General features: G+C 43.9%; 24 protein-coding genes. 2 read left to right on the forward strand and 22 right to left on the reverse strand.

What is annotated here, in order from left to right; translation table 11 throughout:
• The first annotated feature begins 8 nt into the window (after nt 1-8).
• Nucleotides 9-128, forward strand: coding sequence for a cortex morphogenetic protein CmpA (gene cmpA / locus ACH0QE_RS04065; RefSeq protein WP_192472919.1), 120 nt, complete (start codon nt 9-11; stop codon nt 126-128).
• 31 nt (nt 129-159) lie between these two features.
• On the opposite strand, the gene ACH0QE_RS04070 is transcribed toward cmpA, so the two are convergent.
• The 14 genes from ACH0QE_RS04070 to acpS all read right to left on the reverse strand — a co-directional run bounded on the left by ACH0QE_RS04070 (nt 160) and on the right by acpS (nt 12,170).
• The gene (locus ACH0QE_RS04070; protein WP_415799459.1) at nt 160-2,328 is read right to left on the reverse strand and encodes a Tex family protein; all 2,169 of its coding nucleotides are present in this window, start codon (nt 2,326-2,328) and stop codon (nt 160-162) included.
• A gap of 206 nt (nt 2,329-2,534) precedes the next feature.
• Nucleotides 2,535-3,134 (reverse strand): PP2C family serine/threonine-protein phosphatase, encoded by a 600-nt coding sequence (locus tag ACH0QE_RS04075; protein ID WP_311073412.1) that lies wholly within the window; start codon nt 3,132-3,134, stop codon nt 2,535-2,537.
• Complete coding sequence (gene sigB, locus ACH0QE_RS04080; protein ID WP_415799420.1) at nt 3,131-3,925, reverse strand: RNA polymerase sigma factor SigB; 795 nt, start codon at nt 3,923-3,925, stop codon at nt 3,131-3,133. Before sigB ends, ACH0QE_RS04075 begins: the two co-directional genes overlap by 4 nt.
• Complete coding sequence (gene rsbW, locus ACH0QE_RS04085; protein WP_167834254.1) at nt 3,903-4,376, reverse strand: anti-sigma B factor RsbW; 474 nt, start codon at nt 4,374-4,376, stop codon at nt 3,903-3,905. The genes sigB and rsbW overlap by 23 nt, the downstream gene beginning before the upstream one ends.
• Nucleotides 4,373-4,705, reverse strand: coding sequence for an anti-sigma factor antagonist (locus tag ACH0QE_RS04090; protein ID WP_167834255.1), 333 nt, complete (start codon nt 4,703-4,705; stop codon nt 4,373-4,375). Before ACH0QE_RS04090 ends, rsbW begins: the two co-directional genes overlap by 4 nt.
• A 57-nt stretch (nt 4,706-4,762) precedes the next feature.
• A complete protein-coding gene (locus ACH0QE_RS04095; protein WP_415799421.1) occupies nt 4,763-5,773 on the reverse strand; it encodes a PP2C family protein-serine/threonine phosphatase in 1,011 nt (336 codons plus the stop codon).
• A gap of 11 nt (nt 5,774-5,784) precedes the next feature.
• The gene (locus ACH0QE_RS04100) at nt 5,785-6,186 is read right to left on the reverse strand and encodes an anti-sigma regulatory factor (RefSeq protein ID WP_415799423.1); all 402 of its coding nucleotides are present in this window, start codon (nt 6,184-6,186) and stop codon (nt 5,785-5,787) included.
• A 4-nt stretch (nt 6,187-6,190) separates the two neighbouring features.
• Complete coding sequence (locus ACH0QE_RS04105; protein ID WP_041967776.1) at nt 6,191-6,547, reverse strand: STAS domain-containing protein; 357 nt, start codon at nt 6,545-6,547, stop codon at nt 6,191-6,193.
• Nucleotides 6,544-7,377: an RsbT co-antagonist protein RsbRA gene (locus ACH0QE_RS04110; RefSeq protein ID WP_415799424.1), complete on the reverse strand. Its 834-nt coding sequence runs from the start codon at nt 7,375-7,377 to the stop codon at nt 6,544-6,546. The genes ACH0QE_RS04105 and ACH0QE_RS04110 overlap by 4 nt, the downstream gene beginning before the upstream one ends.
• Before the next feature lie 980 nt (nt 7,378-8,357).
• Nucleotides 8,358-8,708 (reverse strand): type II toxin-antitoxin system endoribonuclease NdoA, encoded by a 351-nt coding sequence (gene ndoA / locus ACH0QE_RS04115; protein ID WP_041967053.1) that lies wholly within the window; start codon nt 8,706-8,708, stop codon nt 8,358-8,360.
• A 4-nt stretch (nt 8,709-8,712) separates the two neighbouring features.
• A complete protein-coding gene (locus ACH0QE_RS04120) occupies nt 8,713-8,994 on the reverse strand; it encodes a CopG family ribbon-helix-helix protein (RefSeq protein ID WP_031308192.1) in 282 nt (93 codons plus the stop codon).
• Between the two features lie 193 nt (nt 8,995-9,187).
• The gene (gene alr, locus ACH0QE_RS04125) at nt 9,188-10,345 is read right to left on the reverse strand and encodes an alanine racemase (RefSeq protein ID WP_415799425.1); all 1,158 of its coding nucleotides are present in this window, start codon (nt 10,343-10,345) and stop codon (nt 9,188-9,190) included.
• Nucleotides 10,346-10,611: 266 nt separating this feature from the next.
• Nucleotides 10,612-11,625, reverse strand: a complete 1,014-nt coding sequence (locus tag ACH0QE_RS04130) for a LolA family protein (protein WP_415799426.1) — start codon at nt 11,623-11,625, stop codon at nt 10,612-10,614.
• Nucleotides 11,626-11,816: 191 nt separating this feature from the next.
• Nucleotides 11,817-12,170: a holo-ACP synthase gene (gene acpS / locus ACH0QE_RS04135; RefSeq protein WP_415799427.1), complete on the reverse strand. Its 354-nt coding sequence runs from the start codon at nt 12,168-12,170 to the stop codon at nt 11,817-11,819.
• 169 nt (nt 12,171-12,339) lie between these two features.
• Here acpS and ACH0QE_RS04140 point away from each other — a divergent pair, with 169 nt between their 5' ends.
• Nucleotides 12,340-12,924 carry a rhomboid family intramembrane serine protease gene (locus tag ACH0QE_RS04140; protein WP_415799428.1) on the forward strand — a complete coding sequence of 195 codons (585 nt, stop codon included), beginning with the start codon at nt 12,340-12,342 and terminating at the stop codon, nt 12,922-12,924.
• A 78-nt stretch (nt 12,925-13,002) separates the two neighbouring features.
• Here ACH0QE_RS04140 and ACH0QE_RS04145 read toward each other — a convergent pair whose 3' ends face one another.
• The 8 genes from ACH0QE_RS04145 to ACH0QE_RS04180 form a co-directional block, all read right to left on the reverse strand.
• Nucleotides 13,003-14,451 (reverse strand): PH domain-containing protein, encoded by a 1,449-nt coding sequence (locus tag ACH0QE_RS04145; protein ID WP_415799429.1) that lies wholly within the window; start codon nt 14,449-14,451, stop codon nt 13,003-13,005.
• The gene (locus ACH0QE_RS04150; protein ID WP_415799430.1) at nt 14,444-14,926 is read right to left on the reverse strand and encodes a PH domain-containing protein; all 483 of its coding nucleotides are present in this window, start codon (nt 14,924-14,926) and stop codon (nt 14,444-14,446) included. The genes ACH0QE_RS04145 and ACH0QE_RS04150 overlap by 8 nt, the downstream gene beginning before the upstream one ends.
• Nucleotides 14,927-15,027: 101 nt before the next feature.
• Nucleotides 15,028-15,993 (reverse strand): UV DNA damage repair endonuclease UvsE, encoded by a 966-nt coding sequence (gene uvsE / locus ACH0QE_RS04155; RefSeq protein WP_415799431.1) that lies wholly within the window; start codon nt 15,991-15,993, stop codon nt 15,028-15,030.
• Nucleotides 15,994-16,377: 384 nt separating this feature from the next.
• Nucleotides 16,378-17,856, reverse strand: coding sequence for a DEAD/DEAH box helicase (locus tag ACH0QE_RS04160; protein ID WP_415799432.1), 1,479 nt, complete (start codon nt 17,854-17,856; stop codon nt 16,378-16,380).
• 325 nt (nt 17,857-18,181) lie between these two features.
• Entirely contained in the window at nt 18,182-18,892 is a 711-nt protein-coding gene (locus ACH0QE_RS04165) for an alpha/beta hydrolase (protein ID WP_415799433.1), read from the reverse strand.
• Nucleotides 18,893-19,038: 146 nt separating this feature from the next.
• On the reverse strand, nt 19,039-20,418 hold the full coding sequence (locus ACH0QE_RS04170; protein ID WP_415799434.1) for a UDP-N-acetylmuramoyl-tripeptide--D-alanyl-D-alanine ligase: 1,380 nt from the start codon (nt 20,416-20,418) through the stop codon (nt 19,039-19,041).
• A gap of 64 nt (nt 20,419-20,482) precedes the next feature.
• Complete coding sequence (locus ACH0QE_RS04175) at nt 20,483-21,565, reverse strand: D-alanine--D-alanine ligase (RefSeq protein WP_415799436.1); 1,083 nt, start codon at nt 21,563-21,565, stop codon at nt 20,483-20,485.
• 617 nt (nt 21,566-22,182) lie between these two features.
• Nucleotides 22,183-22,602 carry a universal stress protein gene (locus ACH0QE_RS04180; protein WP_415799437.1) on the reverse strand — a complete coding sequence of 140 codons (420 nt, stop codon included), beginning with the start codon at nt 22,600-22,602 and terminating at the stop codon, nt 22,183-22,185.
• Nucleotides 22,603-22,638 lie beyond the last annotated feature (36 nt).

Below are 22,638 nucleotides of genomic sequence, written 5' to 3' on the forward strand. Positions count from 1 at the left end.
ATTGCTCTATGCCTGTCTGGTTTCAAAATCAAATGAAACGAGCCTTCTATGAGAAAAACAGATATCAAATCAAACTTCTAAACCAGTGTTGGTACTTTTATAGAAATAAACAGGGGTTAAATGATTAAAAGACTGCAGGCATCCCTGCAGTCTTTTGTATTATGCCTGGTCAGGATTAAGCATCGTCAAAGCGACTCGACCTTTCTTCTGGTCGACACTATCCACCCATACAGTAACGACGTCCCCGACGGATACAATATCAAGCGGATGTTTCACGAATCGGTTGCTTAGCTTTGAGATATGGACAAGCCCATCTTGCTTTACCCCAATATCTACGAAAGCACCAAAGTCCACCACGTTTCGCACAGTCCCTTGAAGCTCCATCCCTGTTTTCAGATCCTCAAGCTTCAAAACATCCTTTTTCAAAAGCGGTGCTGGAAGCTCATCGCGCGGGTCCCGTTCAGGCCTTACAAGCGCATCGATAATATCTTTGAGTGTAAGTTTGCCAATTCCTAATTCATCTGCGGTTTGTTCGATGTTGATCTTCGCCAGCTCGTCCTTTAATGCAGGGGTTCCTAAATCCTTAGATTTAAAACCGAGACGATCAAGCAATTGTTTTACCTCACCGTAACTTTCCGGGTGGATACCAGTACGGTCTAGAGGTTCCTTCCCGTCAATCACACGCAGGAATCCAATTGCCTGTTCATAGGTTTTGGCTCCAAGGCGCGGAATTTTTTTCAGCTGCGTCCTGCTGGTGAACTTCCCTTCCTCTTCACGTTTCTTCACGATGTTATTGGCGACTGTTTTGGAAAGACCGGATACATATTGCAATAAAGAAGATGACGCTGTATTTACATTGACTCCTACTTGGTTAACTGCAGTCTCAACAACGAATGTCAATGATTCGGAAAGCTTCTTCTGGCTGACATCATGCTGATACTGGCCAACACCGACCGATTTCGGATCGATTTTAACAAGTTCAGCCAGCGGGTCCTGTAATCTGCGGGCAATTGAAACCGCACTACGCTCTTCTACCTGGTAATTAGGGAATTCTTCACGAGCAAGGTCTGATGCTGAATAGACACTCGCACCTGCTTCATTCACTATAAGATAATATATCTCCTTATCCATTTCTTTCAGGATGTCCGACACGAATTGTTCTGTTTCCCTGGATGCAGTGCCATTCCCGATTGCAACCATTTCTACGTCATACTCTTTCAGGACTTTAATGAATTTATCCTTTGCCTCTGTATTTTTCGAGCCAGAGGTGTGAGGATAAATCACGCCGATTGAAAGAACTTTCCCCGTTTCATCTACAGCTGCCAGTTTGCAGCCTGTTCGGAAGGCAGGATCAACTCCCAGGACAACCTTTCCTTTTAACGGTGGCTGCAAAAGCAGCTTCCGGAGGTTTTCCGAGAAAATGTGAATCGCTTGCTCTTCGGCTTTTTCTGTTAGTTCGTTCCTGATCTCACGTTCGATTGATGGCTGAATCAGTCGCTTATAAGCATCCTCGATTGCTTCTGATACTTCAGCAGCTGTGACCGAATGATTTTTAGCAACCCACTTGCGCTGCAAATAGCTCATGATGACATCTGTTTTTGGTTTTATTGAAACCCTTAACAGATCTTCTTTTTCACCACGGTTTAGCGCGAGGATTCGGTGCGGCACCACTTTATTGACTGGCTCGGAATACTCATAATACATCTCGTACACATTTTTCTCATCCTGCTCTTCGTTTTTCACTGAAGATTCGATGGATCCGGACTTGAAGGTTTCATTCCGTATCCACTTGCGGCTGTCTGCGTCATCGGAAACAATTTCGGCAATGATGTCCTTTGCACCCGCAATCGCATCTTCGATAGATTCAACACCTTTTTCCTCCGATAAAAATTCACGGGCTTTTTCATCAAGACTCTCGTTAACAGGGAACTCCAGCATCCACTGCGCAAGCGGTTCAAGGCCCTTTTCTTTTGCGACAGTCGCTTTCGTTCTTCTTTTTTGCTTGTAGGGACGATACAGGTCTTCTACTTCCTGCAGCTTGATTGCTTTTTCGATGCTCGCCTTCAACTCGTCCGTCAGTTTCCCTTGTTCTTCAATAAGCCTGATGACTTCCTCTTTGCGCTGTTCTAAGTTCTGTATGTATTGCCATCGGTCAACGATGTCGCGGATTTGGACTTCATCAAGCGCCCCAGTCATTTCCTTTCGGTAACGGGCTATGAACGGTACCGTGTTCCCTTCATCAATTAATGAAATAACACTTTGCACTTGTTTAGCTGTTAACGATTGCTCTTTGGCAATGATTCTTACATATTGATCTTGCTTATCCATTGTTTGAGTCAAGAGACAATCCTCCATAATCTATATTGTTATTTCTTGTCACTTTAATAGTGTACCAAAACAGAAGGGAGGTTTACAGTTCCGGTTAAGTTGTAATAAGGATGTAATCTTCCCCTTCGCCTTTCTTTGTAGCATTATTATAGCCTAAGTTCTAGCGGCTTTTCCCAGCTTTTAAAAAACAAAAAGAAGCCCACCGGCTAAAGTAGACTTCCTACAATAAAAGTTGCATCATCCATTGAATTTGCATATTCACTCTTGATTTGTTCTGCGATCGCACCAACCGAGCGGTACCCTTTCAAGATCGTTTTAGCACCGTGGATATTATCAAAACCGTCTGAGTAAATCAGGAATTTCGATTCTGGCTCATAAACGAATCTCTGGGTATGGAAGACCTGAGGCTTCCCTGATAAATAACCTGTTACTGGCAATGGATATGTCAGCTTGCCATTCGAGGTATAAAGGAAGAAGCGAATGTTTCCGACGCAGCTGTATACAAACTCGCGGGTTTCGAAGTAAACCTTGAAGATAGAGACTGCGGCTCCTCGTTTTTGCACCAAGACATTGTTACAGTATTTCATGAGTGTATCTACATCTTCATGATGGTGTTGCTCTACTACTGAAACAACGGCCGCAGAGGCTTCATGGGCATATTGCCCAGAACCTAATCCATCAGCAAGTACACAGACAAAATAATCATCAGTAGCTGTATAATAATAGCTGTCACCGCACTCTATTTTACCTTCTTTGATGGTCTGGTAAGCATAAAGTTCTATTTTGTCTTTGAACTGTTGGATCATGTAATGTACTCCGAGTTGTTGTTTTCCGCATGAATTGCTTCTTGAAGTTTTTTGATCGCTCTTCTTTGAAGTCTTGATACATGCATCTGTGAAATACCAAGCTTGTCGCCTGCCTCTTTCTGGCTCAGGTTGTCAAGATAGGTATATTGGATAATTAACTTTTCGCGTTCGCTCAGTACATGAAGCACTTTTTCGAGTACCATTCTTTGATTGATTTTTTCATAGCCTTCATCAATGTTTCCAACGATATCCAACAATGTGACTGTTCCACCGTCAGAATCGGCTTCAATAGAATGGTCAACAGATAATGCCTGGTAGCTTTTACCCATCTCCATGGCTTCCAATACCTCTTCTTCGGAAACCTGAAGTGCCTCCGCAATTTCATCCACACGTGGTGAGCGGTGCAGGTGGGTGGTCAAATCTTCGACTGTCGTCTTGATTTTCGGACCAAGCTCCTTAATCCTTCGCGGTACATGGACGCTCCATGTTTTATCTCTTAAAAATCTTTTGATTTCACCAATAATAGTTGGTACGGCAAATGCTTCAAAGCTTTTACCGAAGGTTTCATCGTAACGGCGGATTGCGCCAAGAAGGCCAATCATCCCAACCTGGAAAATATCCTCATGGAACGACCTTCCTTTTGAGTACTTTCTCGCGATTGTTTCGACAAGGTTTTGATAGTGAAGAACCAGCTCATTCTGGGCGTCTGCATCCTCATGCAGCTGGTAGGCTTTGATTAACTCATTAATCTCTTCTTTTGGCCTCTGCTTAGGTTGAGATTGTCTCTGCATCTCTCTCCACCTGCTCTCCTTCTCGGTACTTGGTCATAAAGACCGTGACGCCCTCTTTGTGATGGATTCGAACCTCGTCCATCAAGGTTTCGATCAGATACAGTCCCAAGCCTCCTTCGCGAAGGAATTCCACAGAACTATTCTGGTCATAAGGACCAAGCCCTTGGCGCGCTGAGTGGAAATCAAAGCTCTGGCCGTTATCTGCAACCATCACTTCAAGCTTGTCCTCATACAATCCGAAACCGATGATGACTTCGCCGTTCTCGTTGTTTTTATATGCATGCTGAACAGCGTTCGTACAAGCTTCGCTGGTAGCAATTTTTAAATCTTCAATTTCGTCATAGGTAAAACCCATGCGGCTTGCAATACCAGACAGGGTCAAACGAATGACTCCCACGAATTCCGGTTTAGCCGGGATTTTCATTTCAATATAGTCAAATGACTGGTTCATTGCACTCCACCCTCAATCTGGCTGTTTATATCAATAATATCGGCCAAGCCAGTAATTTCGAAAAGTCTTTGCAAACGCTCGGACAATCCGACGATCTTGAACTCGCCGTCATGTGCGCGCACGTTTTTAAATACTCCTACAAATACTCCAAGCCCGGTACTATCCATATAATTGACCTCCGAAAGGTCAACAACCATCTTTACGCCCTCTTTTTCGGACAAAGGGAAAAGCTTTTCACGAAGCTGTGGAGCTGTATATGCATCTATTTCGCCACTTACTTTGACTGCTAGCGTTGATTCTTTTTCTTTTACATCTATCGAAATATTCATAAATGACCCACCCTTTACAATTCAATTGCTCTTATGATTTACCCGTTTGAAATCTAATTAAACATCTCTTTTCAAAATGATTAATGTAAAATCATCACGCAATTGGAAATGCTGAAGTTTTTCAAGTTCCCTAAAGATATTATTGACAATTTCCTGAGCATTTAAGTGAATATATTTATTTATATATCCGATTAATGTTTCCTTTTCGATGAAGCCTTCTTCCGTCCTGCACTCGGTCACTCCGTCAGACATCAAGATCACCATATCCCCAGGAAGTATTTCTTTTTCATATTGGGTATACTTCGTCCTCTTGTCCACTCCTAACAGTAAGCCCCTTGCGACCAGCTCTGTGAATTCCTTCTTTTTGGAATCATAGTAGAAGCCAGGCTCATGCCCTGCAGAAGCATAATAGAAGGTGTTGTTAGAAGGATTAAACATTCCGTAAAACATCGTGATGAACATACTTGGGTCAACGTTCTGTTCAACGACTCTGTTCAGATTTTCCAGGATGCTGCTCGGATCAAGCCGGTTTTCTGGCAGGCTGTCCATCGCATACTTAATCATGGACATACAGAGAGCTGCCGGAATTCCTTTCCCGATGACATCAGCGATCGCAACACTGATGTTGTTGTTCTCATCCTGTACAAAATGAAAGTAGTCGCCATTCATATGCTTTGCCGGAACACTGATTGCTCCTATATCAATACCAGGAACAATCGGGATTTTCGTCCCGAGCAAGGTTTGCTGAACATTGGCGGCGATCTCCATTTCGGATCTTAATTCCTCCTGCTGGTGTCTCAGGCTTTGGTGCTCTCGGTATGCGATACCGTAGGCAATCATCACCTCAAGGAGGATATCAAAGGAATGCATGATATCTTCTGGAAGTTCAGGATACATCTCAAGCAGGATACTTTTATGGAGGCTGACGATTTCTTCCGGTGCGATTTTATGCTCAATCGACTTTCGGCTGAACTTCTGACCTGCATATAAAGCTTGCTCAGATTGCTCTTTTATATAATTGTCAAGAATATCCCGATACTTTGATTCGATCATTTCTCGGAAATCCATACTTTCTCCCCCTAACGGAGCCATTTAGTTGCTTTGATCTGTGTTCCTTGTCCGGGAACAGAGTCTATGTCGAATTCATCCATTAGACGTTTTACCCCGGGAAGGCCGGCTCCAAGTCCTCCTGATGTTGAAAAGCCATCTTCCATGACCTGGCGTATTTCTTTTATACCCGGGCCGCTATCTACTGCATTGATTCGCAATCCCGCTTTTCCGCCGTCATACAGCTTGTCTATGCAAATCTGTCCTTTTCCGGCGTACAAGTAAATATTCCTGGCCAATTCACTGATGGCAGTGGTGATTCTTGCTTGGTCAACAGTGCCGAATCCAAGTTCTTTCGCAACATTTCGGCCAAGCTGGCGCGCTGCCACGATGTCCCATTCATTTATTATCGTAACGCAGGATTGGATGTCCATTCACCTATTCCCCCAATTCCTGTTGTAATTTCTCCAAACCTTTTTCTAAATCTAATGCAGTTAGGACATCATCAAGGCCGATCCCTAATTCAATTAGCGTTATGGCAACAGCAGGCTGGATTCCGGTAATGACTACAATCGCACCCATGAGCTTGGACATATTGATTACATCCCCAAGAACCTTGGCGATAAAAGAGTCGATGAAGTCGATTGAGGTTAGATCGATGACGACTCCATTGGCACTGGTCTCATGTATCTTGTGGAGCAAATCCTCTTGAAATTGAAGAGCCGTCTGGTCATCAAGCTCCCATTGAATGGAGACCAACAGACAATCATCCAGTTTTAGGATAGGTATTCTCACTTTGCTCCCTCCAATGAAACGATTTTTTTATTTGTCAGCTCAAGAGCTGCTTCGATTCCTTTTTTCAAGTTATTCTTTGTTGTAAACTGGTTCAGGTCAATGCCGAGGTTAACGATGGTCTGTGCAATCTCAGGACGGATCCCAACAAGCATGCACTTGGCACCAATGAGCCTAACAGCATCCGCCGCCTGGATAATATGATGGGCGACCATTGTATCCACAACAGGTACACCTGTAATATCTATTAACACTACTTCGGAACGGTGTTTTACCGCACCCTTTAGCAGGTTTTCCATGATTTGCTTCGCCCGCTCCGTATCGATTGTACCGACCAGCGGCATTACTGTAATTCCTTCAAATACAGGAATGAGCGGTGCCGAAAGCTCTTGCAAAGCAATTTTTTGGAGAGAAACCGTTCTTTCCCAGGTGGATGAATAGACGCTGACGATTTCATTGTTCATCGGCGTTGCCCAGCGATCGAACTCATAAACAATTTCCATCTGGTTCTCCGGCGTCACAATTCCTTCCTTTTGCATACCTTCAAAAACGATCAAATTAAAGGTGTGAAGACCTTTTGTGACAAACGTCAACGGCCAGCCAAGCCTGACAACCTTTTCGGCAAAATCCGTCAGCCTTTCTTTATACTCTTCATTCGTCCCTTTAAAATTAGAGATGATCAGATCGATGAATTCCTTGCTCGCAGACTGAAAAACCCGATCCGAAACAAGGCGGACTACCCGGTCATCCGCTTCTTCTTTTGTCCTATCTATCCATTGATCCAGGATGTCCTGCTTATGTGCCTGGATATAGTTCGAAATAGTTTTATTCATTCCATCCTCCCCATTCTATCACAACAAAATTTTACATTACCCTCTTCCGAACAAATGTAAACCAATTTTAAAACTGTAATTAAATATTCACATATTTTCTGATTATATATCTCCATTTAATGATAACAGTTTTCTTTCGTCAAATAAAATCAACTTATCGACAGGATTCTGCGATTATCGCCTCACAGATAATGTTATTATTCCTATTTAACTGGATTCAATTTTTATCTCGGATAAATTCTTGTGAAGAGTAGCAGGATCTCTTTGATACCAGGCTGATTGAGGTTTGGGGTTGAGAGGAATTTTTGTTTTCCTTTGAAAAACCGTCCAAACCTGGATCTGCTTCTGACAGCTTTTCTGGGTTTCTCTCTAAACCTGTCTGAAGTTGGAGCTTCTTTTGACAGCTTTTCCTGTTTTTCACTCAAACCTGTCTGAAGTTGGGGTTTCTATTGACAGCTTTTCTTGTTTTTCACCCAAACCTGTCTGAAGTTGGGGCTTCTTTTGACAGCTTTTCCTGTTTTTCACTCAAACCTGTCTGAAGTTGAAGCTTCTTATGACAACTTTTCCTGTTTTTCACCCAAACTTGTCTGAAGTTGGGGCTTCTTTTGACAGCTTTTCTTGTTTTTCACCCAAACCTGTCTGAAGTTGGAGCTTCTTTTGACAGCTTTTCCTGTTTTTCACCCAAACCTGTCTGAAGTTGAAGCTTCTTATGACAGCTTTAACTGTTTTTCACCCAAACCTGTCTGAACTCAGGCTAACTCCTATCAGCTTTTCTGCTCTTCCACCCAAACCCGTCATAACTCCAGCCTATTTCTAGACAGCTTTTTCCTTCAATTAACCAATAAAAAAGAGACAAGCTGCTAAGCTTGCCTCTCACACAGGAAAACATCCGATTTTATTTTTGGGTTATGTATAAGGCCTGCTGGCAGGCCAGGTGTTCGGTTACAAAAAAACGCTCTATTTTAAGAGCGTGCTTTAAATCAAAATTCGATAAGACCTAAACTTACCTGAAGGGCTTCATCCACTTTTTCCATCATTTCGTCATCGAGATGGGTAATTTTATCGGTTAGGCGTTGTTTGTCGATTGTACGTATCTGCTCCAATAAGATGACCGAGTCTCGTTCAAAACCGTATCGCTTCGCATCAATTTCTACATGAGTGGGAAGCTTGGCTTTTTGGATCTGTGCTGTGATCGCTGCGATAATGACTGTGGGACTAAACCGATTCCCGATGTCGTTTTGGATGACCAGGACAGGACGAACTCCGCCTTGCTCTGAACCAACAACTGGGGATAGGTCCGCAAAATAGACGTCACCACGTTTGACAATCAAAGGATTATCCTCCGCTGACTAGACGTTCAACTGTGTGTTCTGCCTCGTATTCTGCTTGAAATGCTTCAGATGCAATGGTCAGATTAATTTTGGCCATTTCCATATAGCCACGTCTCATGGATTCACGAATTTGTCTCTTTTTCTTCTCACGCAAAAACATTTTTGTTGCCTGATAAATAAATTCGCTGCGGTTTACGTTCTCTTGCTTAACAAATCCATCTAGTTCGCTTAAAAGATGCTGCGGTAACTTTACCAAAATCTCAGTTGTTGCGCTGGATTCAGACACAAACATACACCTCCACCATCATCACTACATACCATTATTAAGTTCGTTATCTCTCTACCATTACTAATATTATCACTATTTATGCCAGATGCAAAGGTAAATCAGCAATTCTTCTGTATTATCCGCCAAAAAATTAGTATTTTATGCATGGTATTAGCGGTATTGCACAGGTTTGTTAATTATTGGATGTGTTTTATAACAGAGAATTATTCAAATCCACTACTTTTCCATTTTGCCTGTACATTCTTGGCACCCTTGAAGAAATGATGCAAGGGACTTCATAATTAATGGTTTCTAGCTTGCTGGCAATCTCATTGATGGAGATTGACTGTTGTCCCTGGCTGCCGATCAAGGTAGCGATCGTTCCGACCGGGACCTCGTACGGAAGCTTTACCATGCATTGATCCATGCAGATCCGACCGATGATGGGAGACCTTTTGCCATCGACCAGTACTTCCTGGCCTTGCAGTCGTCTTATCCATCCATCAGCATACCCAATTGGGAGCGTCCCTACCCAAATTTCTTCAGGCGCTTCATAGGTCGCTCCGTAGCTGACCTTTTCACCTTTTTCAAGCTTCTTTACATGAACGAGCCTGGAATGCAGCGTGAATGCCTCATTCAGCTCGACCGGCAATTCTGGTGCGATCTCCATTGACGGAGCTAGCCCATACATCGCAATTCCGACCCTTACTGCGTTGAAACGGGCATCCGCGTGCATCAGGGCAGCGGCACTATTGCTGCTGTGAACGACCGGCGGCTGCGTTTCCATTGCGCCAAGCATTTCCCGGAATAAAGCAAGCTGCTTATTAAAATATGAGTCATCCAATTCATCTGCCGTTGCAAAATGCGTATAAATGCCATGCAGCTGGAGTCTTTCATCCTGATCGATCAATTTTTCGGCAGACTTCAATTCTTCTACGGAACGAATGCCGATCCGCCCCATTCCAGTATCGATTTTTATATGAAGAGACAAGCTGGCATCTGATTTAAGTACTTCACGTGCTCTTCCCAGCCACTCCTCCTGGAAAACTGTAAGGATAATGCCTTCTTCGGCCGCAATATTTACATCCTCCGGCCGGCTCGCGCCCAGTACGAGGATCGGTGCGGCGATCCCCTTCTTCCTGAGTGCGAGCGCCTCATCCATAAACGCGACAGCAAGCATCGATGCTCCTGCCTCCATTGCCGCCTCTGCCACCTGTGAATCTCCGTGGCCGTAAGCATTGGCCTTAACGACGGCAATAAATTCAACGTCTGCCGGCAAATGTTCCTTGATTCCCTCCACATTTGCCCTGATGTGATCCAGGTCCACTTCTGCCCATGTATCACGGTAAAAAAATCCTTGCTCCTCCACCGAAACTCCACTTCCTTCAACCCGAACATTATTTTTTATTGTTTTATTATCAAACCGAAAGAACTCAATGTCAAATGGATAATATATACGGGCGCTTTTAGCAGAAAGATCGTGGCAGAGAACGCGGATTAAGCTGTACCGGTATTTATTCCGAAAAAATAATTTAAACCTTAAAGGATTCCTTAAGAATCACACTTTTTTCTTAAAATTCAATCCTACCCCATAAAAAAACAGGCCCAGGTTACACTGAGCCTGCCTTTGAGGTATTATTTTTCCATATCAGCCAAAACTGATTTTGCGACCATTTCCAATTCTTCTGGTGATAGGTCTGTTGAAGCCAGCATATAATCGACTCCGAGGTGTGTCCACGAAACGGAGGTTTCGTTCATCGCTCCAATTGTGAATCCGAGGTCGACAGGTTTTCCAGTCATGTTGATTGCAGAAGACATTGCAGGCATCGCATCTGCTTTTTCCTGGATCAGCGTGAATGATTTTTCGCCGTCATATGTGAGCACCACGCGCTTACCATTCTCGGTCGTGATTTCCTTTTCATCAATCAAAGTCACGCCTGGAATTTCAGCAACTGGATATTTCACGGTGAATTCGTTGTCTTCCGCATTTGCCATTACAGGCACCTCAAGCTGTGCACCTGTCATGTTTTTCTTCATATCAAACGCATCCTTGTCAAAGCTTGCGTCGAATTTTACGTCTGAGAACTCAACCGTAACCAATGAGTTCCGGTCAGGGTCCATCACCTTGACGCTGACTGGCGCCAGGTTCTTTTTGTTCAGCTTGATTTCCTGGATCGGAAGCATCTTGTTGTTCTGATATCTTGTTTTCGTTTCGAACACATAATGTTCCTTCGTTGTCGAGAATTTCGCTTGCTTATCCTCGAGGATATCCATGATTAAAGATTCGTAAAGGTACGCCTGGCTGCTGTTTTTCGGCCAGTCGCTCTGGAATTTGAAGCTTTTGTTAAGGGCAGGCGTCAAAACAAATACTCCTTCTTCATTCCTGAGGATCATCTGGCTCTGGTCCTTCTGGGCATTCTTTAGGTTCACACGGTAAAATGACGGATCTTTATGCCAAATCTCCACATCGTACACTTGCGGCTCGGTACCCATTTGCAATGTCATCTTTGCCTTAGCCTTGTAGCTCTTCAAATCTTCAAGCGTTCCATCCAACTCCTTAACCACAGATTCCTGTGATTTTGTACCGCAGGCAGCCAGAGCAAAAATAACCATGAGCCCGGCGAGAAGCAGCAATAACCTTTTCTTCATTCTTCCAACCCCTTTTAGTCTCATTTAAACGTGTAAAGGGAAAGAAAGGACAGGAATAAGACACTGGCTGCAAAATTGCTTGAGTAGTCTTCGTGCAGCCTTGTTCTCGCCGCCCTAGCCTTGTCTCCCTTACTGCATTATGAATATATGAGACAACCTGGGCGAATATGCCCCCGGGATTGACAAGCATTTTAAATTTTTTCGATTACCACCTGCGCAATAGCGTATTGTTCACTGTGTGAAATGGAGAGGTGGACTCCCTCCATATAAGGCTTTGTGACAATAGGACGGCCGTTTAGGTCGGATTCTATTTCGATATCCATGAAGGACAATTCCTTGCCGATGCCAGTCCCTTTCGCTTTTGAAAAAGCCTCCTTTGCCGCCCAGCGACCGGCGAGAAACTCAATTCCTCTCCGTTCATTATATTGTCTGTAAACTTCCCTTTCTTTTTCCGTTAAAACTCGCTCTGGAAAACGCGGCTGCGATTCCACCAGCTTGCGGATCCGGCCAATTTCTACGATATCGATTCCCGTTCCGATAATCATTTTTCCAGCTCCCTTCTAAAAAAGATGAATGCCGCATAGAAAATAGTGTACAACTTTCGCCGATTAGGGCTATCCTTAAAATTAGGACTTTTATTCATTATGAACTCTTTATTTCCACCTTATTTACCTATATCCGAACCTCACGATAATGAGGACAGAGGAGGTTTCCATGTTTACAAGAACTGAAAGCTTGCGTGATTTCATTAGGCTTTACCCGGTTATTTCAATCATCATTACCATCCATATCTTATTATACTTGCTGACGGCATTGCCAATTTTGCCAAGCAGATTCATTTTCGAACTTTTGTCAGGAGTGAATTTGTACATCGTCAATGGTGATTACTGGCGGCTGGTCACTCCCATTTTCATGCATGCGGGGTTTGCGCATATGCTGTTCAACAGCTTTTCGCTCGTCTTGTTCGCCCCGGCACTCGAGCAGCTGCTTGGCAAAACTAAATTCATCCTGCTTTACCTCTTTACAGGCATCGCCGCGAATATCGCAACGCTGATCCTCGAGCCGCTGACCTACACACATGTCGGCTCAAGCGGGGCAATCTTTGGCCTGTTCGGTTTCTATATTTCTATCATTATGTTCCGAAAAGCCATGATGTCGCGTGAAAACTCCCAGACGATCATGACCATCGCCATCATTGCCGTAATCATGACATTCGTCCAGTCGAACATCAATATTACCGCCCATATTTTTGGCATGCTCGCAGGCTTCCTGACCGGTGCTGCTACTTTTAGAAGATAATAGAGTTTTAAAAAAGCGCCTCAGGGGCGCTTTTTTACGTTATGGATAATGTTTTTTCAGCACCAAAGCTTTTTCTCATTACTCAACTGTTTCATGTGAGTACCAACGATACATCATGTCAACATGCTTTTTCTCAAGGTCAATGACTTTGCCGCCAGCACCGCCATGACCAGACTTGACAATTGCCTCGACGGTTGCCAGTTTCTTTTTCCGCTGAAAAAAGCTTTCTTTAACGCTGAAGGATTGGACTTTATTTTTCCTCATATACACAGTGTTCTTGACAATATTGCGGTATCGAAAAGTCAGCATCCCATTGTCAAGGCTCCAGCCTGCATCTTTATAATTAAGGTAGGACCACACCGCCGAAACAGCCAGCAGGATCAGTGCTCCATATCCCCACGGTCTTAAAAACCAGATAGCCACTATGATGATCGGCAGCGTGAACAGCCAGCTCTTCAATAAATATCTGCTATATGCCCTTACAGGTGCAGGCGATATATTGACCCGGAAGTGGTACTCTGCCAAATGCGGTTCAAGCAGGCCAGGGATTTTTCTTTTTTTCACGATCGGCAAGACAAGCACCTTGGAGCTTTCCTGGTCAAGTGCCGAGCCTCCTGCACTCTCTACATATGCCGAAGCATAACCTAGCGGCTGCCTGATAAGGTTCTCGCTGATGCGGACAGCCTGTATTCGGTTAAGCGGAATCGTAAATTGGCGCTTTTCCAGCAATCCACGTGTTATGACAAGATCATTATCCACTTTTCTCACGGTAAAATTAGCGTATTTCAGCATCGTGCCAAACAGCGCGATCATCCACGCCAGCAGGAACCCGAGAAAGACCACGACACTGATAAAAACGACACCGTTTTGGACAAAGTGCTCGACTCCATCAAAAATCTGCTCATAAGGAATGAATTCTTCAAATTGGAAAACGAACGCAAACACCGCGGAAAGGACCACACCAACTCCGCCTGATGTAGTCGCCAGCATCAATAGCTCTGAAACCGACATTTTATATAGAAGGTCATCGGATGATTGCGGCTCTTCTTCTCCTTGCAGGATTTGTCCCGACTTTTTAATGGATACCAAATAGTCATGGATTGCTTGCGCATCCTGCTTTGTGATCGCCGTGAGGACCGCCTCTCCATCTTGCAGCCCCATTCCACCGGAGCCGGCTGTCTCCACCTTCACCTTCACTAGGCCGAATAGCCGCTGTAAAATTCCTTCTGACAAATCTAGGCTTTGGATTCGATCGAATGGAATATAGCGCTTTTTCCTGACGATTAATCCGTATTCAATTCGCAATTCACCTTGCTCGATGCGATATGTAAATCTGTACCATGACAAAACTCCATAAACTAACACCAGCACTACAACACCAATTGAACCAAAGAAGTAAAACAGATCCCAATCCGTTCCCCTGCTCCCGAAAACAACGAAAATGAGGAAAGGGATGATCATTTCCTTCAGCTGGCGCAGCGCATTGACGACAGCGGCGATCGGATGCAGCCTTTTCGGATCAGACATCTTCATCCGCCACCCTTGCAAGCCTTGAAATGGAAATCCTTAAATTTTCTGCTTCCACCATATCAAGCGCAGGTATTTCATGGATGGTTGCAGCTGTCGAAACCGTCACCGTCGATAAACGGTATTTCCGCAGCAATGGACCTTGCTGTGTATCAACATGCTGGACACGGATCATCGGAATGAGCGTCCTTTTTATGATGAATACACCATATTGGAGCTCAATTTCCTGCTCCCTCACTTCATAACGCCAGCGTTTCCAGCGCAAGGTCGGCAGTAAAAAGATAAATAAATAGCTATATACAACAGCCACAGCTATAGCTGCAGCGATAATCCATTTAGGAAAATCAAAAAATATCGTAATGGCGATCAGACCGCCCGCTAATACCCATACCACCAGGGAATGAAGGGTTGCGGCAATTTTCCATACAGTCAATGCCTGTTCGGAAATCCGCTTTTGCGGCTCAGAAATCGTCATAAAGTCTCCTCCCATTTTTCCAATTAATAGCACCTTCCTAAGTATACAACAACAACACATATGTATGGCACTATATTGGGAGGAAAATGAGATATCCCAAATTATTTTAACATGAAGCTGCTTCCATCAATGACTTCAACTTCTGGCATTTGCTTTAATTCCTCAGCAAGTTTGAACAGAGCTAAATCCTTCTTTTTCGCTTCAATCATGCAGTGGATTTCCGGGACTGAACCTTTTATGCCGTTAAGGAAATCCATGAACATGTCCGCATCCACATATTCAGCGTGCGCCCTGAACTCTTTTTCCGACCGAGGACTTGAAATATGCATTTTCACCGGCAGCTCTGAGTGTTCCCATGTCCCGACGATACGACCCCACTGCTCCTGCCAGTTTATGTCCTCATGATGGGCCAGGTGATGGTGATAATCAAACACCAGCGGGATCGCAAGCTTTTCGCAAAGGTAAAGCGTATCATGGAGCGTGAACGATGTATCATCATTTTCGAGCATGATCATGTCTTGTATCCTTGTTGAAACCAGTCCCCAATTATGGATGAATTGCTCAAGCGCTTTTTCCCGGTTTTCATAAACGCCGCCAACATGGAGGACACATCGATGCTCGGGGTCGATTTCCATCCCCTTCAATAATGCATGGTGCATCGCAAGCGTCTTGACTGAATTGTTTAGTGTTTCGGTTTTCAGCGTATTCAGCAGGACAAAATGGTCCGGGTGAAAATCAACACGCATCGGATTTTCCTGTAAAAAATCTGCTATATCCTTTAATGGTTCTTTCAACGCGCGCATATACTTCCAGTCTGAAAGCTCTTCATGATTGGCAAGAGGAATCAGCCTCGAGCTTAGCCGGAAAAAGTGAATATCGTTCGCCTTGCTGTGCCTTAAAAGGCGCAGGCAGTTTTCAAGATTCGATATCGCAATTCTCTCCAGCTTATCGATGGCCGCGTCCCTGTCTTTGATTCCATGGAATTGCTTGAAAGTCATCGTCTGTGACGGCGAAGCATTCTTCAGTTCCTCGCTCATCGCCACATAACCAAGCCTGACGATCGTCATTTCAGCACCCCCCGTTTTTATTGGTAGTATGTCCAAATTCGAGGGATGGGGACTGGTAAAATTAACGCTCTGAGGCTGGTTGGTCGAAATAATGTGAAATGTGGTCGAATTATTGTGAAACCTGGTCGAATTATTTACGGATGTGGTTGAATTATCTTGAAATGTGGTCGAATTAATCCGGAATGTGGTCGAATTATCTGGGAATGCAGTTGAATGATTTCAAATAACAACTGGGTATCCAGCATTGTGAAACAGCTAAATTATACGACTAGGGATGAATGACTCATTTAATAGCCGAAAATGCATCCAAAGCTGTTCATTTTCTGTAAAAACACCATAAAAAACCCCCGGTTTAATTAAGAACCGGGGGGTTTGGTGTTTATTTTAGCGTGATGATCTTGATTTGAAGCTGCCGCCTTCTCTGCTTCCGCCGCCACCTGTGCGTTTTGTTCCAGAGCGTGGCTTGTAAGGCTTTTTATTGCGTCCATCGCTGCCTCTGTTATCGTATCTTCTGCGGTCTCCTTGAGGCTTCTTGTTTCTGTTTGGAAGAGGCTTTTCCTCAGTAAGCTTAACAGGAGTTGTATCAGGCTCTTTAGTCAGCATTTTCAATACTGAAGCAACGACTGTTTGAGCATCATGATTTTTCAATAGCTCATCCGCTGCCTGGCGGTAGTATTGAAGGTTATTTGACTCGATTGTTTGAGTAATCTTGTCAACAACTGCTCTTTGCTGACCTTCAAGCGCTTGGTCCAAGGTTGGAGCAGTCATTTTTTCCATGCGGCGTTTAGTCGTTTTTTCCACTACATGAAGGTAAGAAGTCTCTCTCTGTGTGACAAACGTAATCGCCATACCCTCTTTACCTGCACGGCCAGTACGACCGATACGGTGTACATAGCTTTCAGGGTCTTGTGGGATATCGAAGTTATAAACGTGTGTTACACCGGAGATATCAAGTCCACGAGCCGCCACGTCTGTCGCAACAAGCACATCGATTGAACCTTCCTTGAACTTTCTTAGTACAGACATACGCTTCGCCTGCGTTAGGTCTCCGTGGATTCCTTCAGCAGTGTAACCGCGCAGGTTCAATGCTTCAGCAAGCTCATCAACACGGCGCTTCGTGCGGCCGAAGATGATCGCAAGCTCAGGAGACTGGATGTCAAGAAGACGAGTCAACACATCAAACTTGTTCTTTTCCTGTACTTCAACATAGTATTGCTCGATCAAAGGAACTGTCATTTCCTTCGCTTTAACACGAACAACTTCCGGGTCCTTCATGAAGCGCTCAGCGATCTTGCGGATTGGTCCTGGCATCGTTGCCGAGAACAAAAGTGTCTGGCGTTCGCTAGGGATCTTTGCAAGGATTGATTCGATATCTTCAATGAAGCCCATGTTCAGCATTTCATCTGCTTCGTCAAGGATTACAGTTTCGACATTATCAAGACGGATTGTCTTTCTGTTAATGTGGTCAAGAAGTCGTCCTGGCGTTCCAACGATGATGTGAGGCCCTTTTTTCAATGCGCGGATCTGGCGGTTGATATCCTGGCCACCGTAGATTGCAAGAACGCCCACTCTCTTGCCAGCACCGATTTTGTATAATTCCTCGGAAACCTGGATTGCCAATTCACGAGTTGGCGCGATGATGATTCCCTGGATGTTATGATTTTCTTTCTTGATTTTTTCCACTAGAGGAATACCGAAAGCAGCAGTCTTACCAGTACCTGTCTGCGCCTGGCCAATCACGTCTTTATTCTGAAGGCTGATTGGAATCGTCTCTGCTTGAATTGGAGTTGCTTCCTCGAAACCCATATTCTTTACAGCTTTTAATGTTGCGGGGCTAATGCCCATGTCTTGGAACATTGTCAACTTTGCTCATTCTCCTTTATGTTCACATTTATCCCGCACCGGTTCTTCCGATGCTTCGTTATTTAAGTGGCTGTTTAAGGATCCAAACCATTTCTGATTCTGGTTAGTTTATCGTACCTTTACGGCAAAATAGGTGTTAGCACCTTGTGTTTTAAGCAGGGCTGAATCAGCAATTACAACACGCTGAAGCACAGAACCTGAAATATTAGCAAAAAAAGACATTCTCCAACACGGGAGTATGTCCGCTTAAAGGATTTTCTCAGTTAGACACTCAATATTTATCATACCATCTTTAGGAAGGAAAAGCAATTTTTGAGGAATTGCTTCAGCTTCTGATTCCTTCTCTCGGTTTGGAGGTCAAAAAATCATATACCTCGTCAAATAAGTGTTCTTTTTCATCACAATGGCAGATCAGATGTTTGGAGTTCTTATAAAAAATCAGCCGTTTTTCTTCAGCGCCAATATTTTCATATAGATAATGGGCGCTTTTCGGGGGGACGATGCCGTCACTCTCGCCTTGAGCGATCAATGTAGGCACCTTCACTTCGTTGAGAATAGGCTTTATTTTGCTCACAAGCCTGCGAAACTGCAAGGTAGCGGTCATGGGTGTTTCTTTGATTTTTCTTGTGTAACGCTTGAATAACTCATTTTCTTTTAATTTTCCTTTTACCGTGTCCCTCATCATTTCCTTGATGTCAGAAGCAAGCTGTTTCGGATTTACATAATAAGCTGCTGCACTGAGCAGGACAAGCTTGTCAACTCGGTAATTCGAGGCGAGATAGCTGGCAATCAGCCCGCCCATCGAAAATCCGACAACATACACGGTATCACACTCTTTCAATAGCGCCTTCAATTCATTCTCGGCATGGTCAAGCCACTCATTATGCTTGATTCCCCTCAATCTAAGCTCATCACCATGGCCAGGCAAGGTAGGAACTACTATTTTCCAATCAGTCCTCTTCTTCAATGATTGGGCAAGTGGTTCCACTTCGAACGGTGACCCTGTAAAACCATGTATTAACAGACAACCTATCATAACCAATCACCCATTAGTTTTTCTCGTATTTAATCTTTCCCCATTTTAAAACATTTAACCCGAATTTTCATGGATATAGCCTTTTGTCATCATACTGTTAAATGCAACAAGATGCCCTGACAGGCAGGACATCTTGTTGCGGACTTTTATTGCTGCAATGCATGGACAACTTCTTCAAGCGCCATGCCGCGCGAAGCTTTTACGAGAACGATGGTTTCGCCTGTTACGTATTTTTTTAGTTCATTGCTCAGTTGCTGTTTATCCTGGAAGGAAAACGCCCTGTCGTTGCCAAGGACTTCTTTTGCACCCTTGGCAATTGATTCGCTGAGCTTGCCGTAGGTGAATACATAATCAATCTTTCCGGCATCAACAGAAGAACCTACCTTATAATGATACTCTTCCTCAAGGGGCCCAAGCTCAAGCATGTCACCGAGTACGAGGATTTTTCGATTATAACCTGAAAGGTCGGCAACAAGGTCGATTGCCGCCTTCATGGATGTCGGACTCGCATTGTATGCATCATTGATGATTTTTTCACCATGAGCACCTTCAGAAAGCTCCATCCTCATATTCGTCAGCTTCAAGCTCGCGAAGCCATCATTCACTTTTTCAAAAGGAACGCCCAGGAACTCTGCTGCAAGCATGGCCGCCAGCGCATTGAGGATATTATGGTTTCCGAGTACCGGCAGATAGAAAGTTTCATCACCGACGTTCGTCTTGAATTTGCTGCCATTTTCCATCGGCTCGATGCTGACCGGATAGAAGTCATTATCCTGGCTCGCCCCGAACGTTTTGAGCTCGCCATTCCCTGTATAATCCTTCAGTCGTTCTTGCAAAAGCGGCTCGTCTCCATGGAATATGATCAGCCCGTTCTCCTGAAGGCCGTCGATGATTTCAAGCTTCGCATCGGCAATCGCTTCCCTCGAACCAAGATCAAGCAGGTGCGATTCACCAATGTTCGTGATGATTACGGCATCAGGGCGACCCATTTTCGTTAAAAATTCTATTTCACCTTTGCTGCTCATGCCCATTTCGAGCACGGCAACCTCTGTATCTTCACGCAAGCGAAGAAGCGTCAGCGGAAGGCCCAGGTGGTTATTGAAGTTGCCTTCCGTCTTTTGCACCTTGTATTTTTGCGCCAGAAGATTTGCTGTCATGTCCTTTGTCGTCGTTTTTCCGTTGCTGCCTGTAATACCGACAACCTTAATATCCAGCGAGTTGCGGTAGCTTCTTGCCAGCTCCTGCAAGGCAGTTGTTGTGTCTTCCACAATGATAATTGGCAAATCCCCCGGAGGGTTCGGGACATCTTTTTGCCATAATGCTGCTGAAGCTCCGCCATTCTGGATGACATCAGCGACAAAGTTATGTCCATCTGTCCGGGCACCTTTAAAAGGAACAAACAGATTTCCTGCTTCTATTTTACGAGTGTCGATTGAAACACCCTTGACGATTACATCAGCAAATTTGCTTACATCATTCAATCCGCCTGCCATTTCAGCGATTTGTGATAATGTTTTTTGGATCATCTTTTATTTCCTCCCATGAAAAGAGAACACGGCAGCTGCCGTGTCTCCCTGGTTGATTTATAGGTTAAAAAGTATATTTGATCTTCTGTTTTTCAGCGTGTCGTTGTATTCCAAGGTTCACGAGCTTTTCGATTAACTGCGGATATTCAACGCCGGTATGCTTCCACAATAGTGGGAACATGCTGAATGGCGTGAAACCAGGCATTGTATTGACTTCATTGATTAGAAGCTGGCCATCCTTTGTCAGGAAGAAATCGGCGCGCACAAGGCCTGAGCAATCCAATGCCTTGAAAGCAGTGATTGCCATTTCTTTTAGATCAGCATATTGCTGCTCAGTGATCTCAGCAGGAATGATCATTGCTGTATCGCCATCTTCATACTTCGCTTTGTAATCATAGAAATCCTTCTTAGGGACGATTTCCCCAACTACCGAGCATTCCGGTTCATCGTTGCCCATTACGCCGATTTCGATCTCACGTGCGACAACACCCTGTTCAATGATGATTTTGCGGTCGAATTGGAAGGCCTCTTTGAACGCTTCTTCAAGCTCCTGCTTGTTGGATGCCTTGCTGATTCCTACGCTTGATCCAAGGTTTGCAGGCTTTACAAAGCAAGGATATCCCAGCCTTTCTTCAACTTGGCCGTATACTTTTTCACTGTCCTTTTCCCATTCACTTCTTAGAGCGGAAACATAGTCCACCTGAGGCAGTCCTGCCTGTGCGAAAACATTTTTCATGACGATTTTATCCATGCCTGCAGCTGAAGCAAGGACACCGTTGCCAACGTAAGGGAGGTTCAATAATTCAAGCAAGCCTTGAACCGTTCCATCCTCACCGTTCGGCCCGTGAAGCAATGGGAAGATGACATCAAGAGTCTTCCCGGATTCTGCACCGCCCGCTTGGAATAATGCTGGTGTGAATGAAGGAGTCGGCAGGTTGGAGTTATTGGAAAACTCAAGCGCCTTTACATTCTCTGCAGGAGCGCCCAGCTGAGGACCCTTGACCCACTCTCCTTCCTCCGTTATGTATATAGGGTAAATCTCGAATTTTTCAAAATCCAATGCCTTCGTCACAGCCAAAGCTGTCTGCATCGATACTTTATGTTCAGCCGATTTGCCGCCGTATAGCAGCCCAATTCTTGTCTTCATAAAAATAGACCTCCAATAAAATTCAATCCGTTTATTATTTTACCACTTTATTTTTTAATTAAGGAATTGTTATCAATATTTAATATTTGCTCTCCAGCTATACTATTTCCTGTTTTAACAGCATGAAACCTGCCAGGGAGTTAAAAGTTGGAATCCACTGAATAATTTTCCTTTCAACAGCCACTTATAGGCAATCCACCCAATTTTGGCCCCTAAATTACCATATGAATTAATTTGTGATTCTGTGAATGAGCGAATCTGTTAACGATCCCGGTTTTTGTTCTGATTTTTTAGAACTGGAAAAAACCGAGGTTTATTTCCAATTCGCTATTAAATTCTGATTTTCGCTATAAAAAATTAAAACTCGCTATAAAAAAGTTATTTTCGCTATTAAATCTTTATTTTCGCTATATAAATTAAAATATCGCTATAAAAAATCTGTTTTCGCTATAAAACACTAATATTTCACCTATAGATCCACGGACTTTTCATCTGCAAACAATATTTCAGGCAAATAATACTGCCTTTCCGAAATAATCAAACTTATTCACCGAAAAAAAGCAGTCAAATCATTAAAATGACCTGACTGCTGATTATATGAATTATAGTTAGCTAGCTTATTTCACAATTAGAACGGGTGCTTTTACTCTTTTAGCGACTTTATGGCTGACGCTGCCAAGTACCATTTCCTGAAGGCCGTTCAACCCGCGGCTTCCGAGTACTACGACATCAAAATGATTCTTATTAGCATAGTCGACAATTGCTGGTCCAGGTTCACCTAGTAATTTTTCATACTTGAAGTTCAAGCTCTCTTCTTCTAGCATATTTGTTACCGGCTGGAGCCTGATTTTTCTTTTCTCCTCGACTACTGTTCGGTCTGCATTGTGAAGGACATCTTCCTTAGATGTCTGCCCATCGACAACATATACCACTGTTATTTCACTATCGCCGCTCAACTTTGCTAATTCCACCGCTTTTTTCGCCGCGCGCACTGAATGGTCTGAACCATCAGAAGCTAACAAGATTCTTTTAAACATGCCATTCCTCCTGAATTTATTTCCATTTTCTTATAT

It is taken from the genome of Mesobacillus sp., from assembly GCF_047739415.1.
Lineage (GTDB): Bacteria > Bacillota > Bacilli > Bacillales > Cytobacillaceae > Mesobacillus.

What these genes read in the sequence shown, in the direction of transcription:
- cmpA (WP_192472919.1), top strand. Translation starts at nt 9, where the DNA reads ATGCCTGTCTGGTTTCAAAATCAAATGAAACGAGCCTTCTATGAGAAA.
- ACH0QE_RS04070 (WP_415799459.1), bottom strand. Translation starts at nt 2,328, where the DNA reads ATGGATAAGCAAGATCAATATGTAAGAATCATTGCCAAAGAGCAATCG.
- ACH0QE_RS04075 (WP_311073412.1), bottom strand. Translation starts at nt 3,134, where the DNA reads ATGATCCAACAGTTCAAAGACAAAATAGAACTTTATGCTTACCAGACC.
- sigB (WP_415799420.1), bottom strand. Translation starts at nt 3,925, where the DNA reads ATGCAGAGACAATCTCAACCTAAGCAGAGGCCAAAAGAAGAGATTAAT.
- rsbW (WP_167834254.1), bottom strand. Translation starts at nt 4,376, where the DNA reads ATGAACCAGTCATTTGACTATATTGAAATGAAAATCCCGGCTAAACCG.
- ACH0QE_RS04090 (WP_167834255.1), bottom strand. Translation starts at nt 4,705, where the DNA reads ATGAATATTTCGATAGATGTAAAAGAAAAAGAATCAACGCTAGCAGTC.
- ACH0QE_RS04095 (WP_415799421.1), bottom strand. Translation starts at nt 5,773, where the DNA reads ATGGATTTCCGAGAAATGATCGAATCAAAGTATCGGGATATTCTTGAC.
- ACH0QE_RS04100 (WP_415799423.1), bottom strand. Translation starts at nt 6,186, where the DNA reads ATGGACATCCAATCCTGCGTTACGATAATAAATGAATGGGACATCGTG.
- ACH0QE_RS04110 (WP_415799424.1), bottom strand. Translation starts at nt 7,377, where the DNA reads ATGAATAAAACTATTTCGAACTATATCCAGGCACATAAGCAGGACATC.
- ACH0QE_RS04130 (WP_415799426.1), bottom strand. Translation starts at nt 11,625, where the DNA reads ATGAAGAAAAGGTTATTGCTGCTTCTCGCCGGGCTCATGGTTATTTTT.
- acpS (WP_415799427.1), bottom strand. Translation starts at nt 12,170, where the DNA reads ATGATTATCGGAACGGGAATCGATATCGTAGAAATTGGCCGGATCCGC.
- ACH0QE_RS04140 (WP_415799428.1), top strand. Translation starts at nt 12,340, where the DNA reads ATGTTTACAAGAACTGAAAGCTTGCGTGATTTCATTAGGCTTTACCCG.
- ACH0QE_RS04145 (WP_415799429.1), bottom strand. Translation starts at nt 14,451, where the DNA reads ATGTCTGATCCGAAAAGGCTGCATCCGATCGCCGCTGTCGTCAATGCG.
- ACH0QE_RS04150 (WP_415799430.1), bottom strand. Translation starts at nt 14,926, where the DNA reads ATGACGATTTCTGAGCCGCAAAAGCGGATTTCCGAACAGGCATTGACT.
- uvsE (WP_415799431.1), bottom strand. Translation starts at nt 15,993, where the DNA reads ATGACGATCGTCAGGCTTGGTTATGTGGCGATGAGCGAGGAACTGAAG.
- ACH0QE_RS04165 (WP_415799433.1), bottom strand. Translation starts at nt 18,892, where the DNA reads ATGATAGGTTGTCTGTTAATACATGGTTTTACAGGGTCACCGTTCGAA.
- ACH0QE_RS04170 (WP_415799434.1), bottom strand. Translation starts at nt 20,418, where the DNA reads ATGATCCAAAAAACATTATCACAAATCGCTGAAATGGCAGGCGGATTG.
- ACH0QE_RS04175 (WP_415799436.1), bottom strand. Translation starts at nt 21,565, where the DNA reads ATGAAGACAAGAATTGGGCTGCTATACGGCGGCAAATCGGCTGAACAT.
- ACH0QE_RS04180 (WP_415799437.1), bottom strand. Translation starts at nt 22,602, where the DNA reads ATGTTTAAAAGAATCTTGTTAGCTTCTGATGGTTCAGACCATTCAGTG.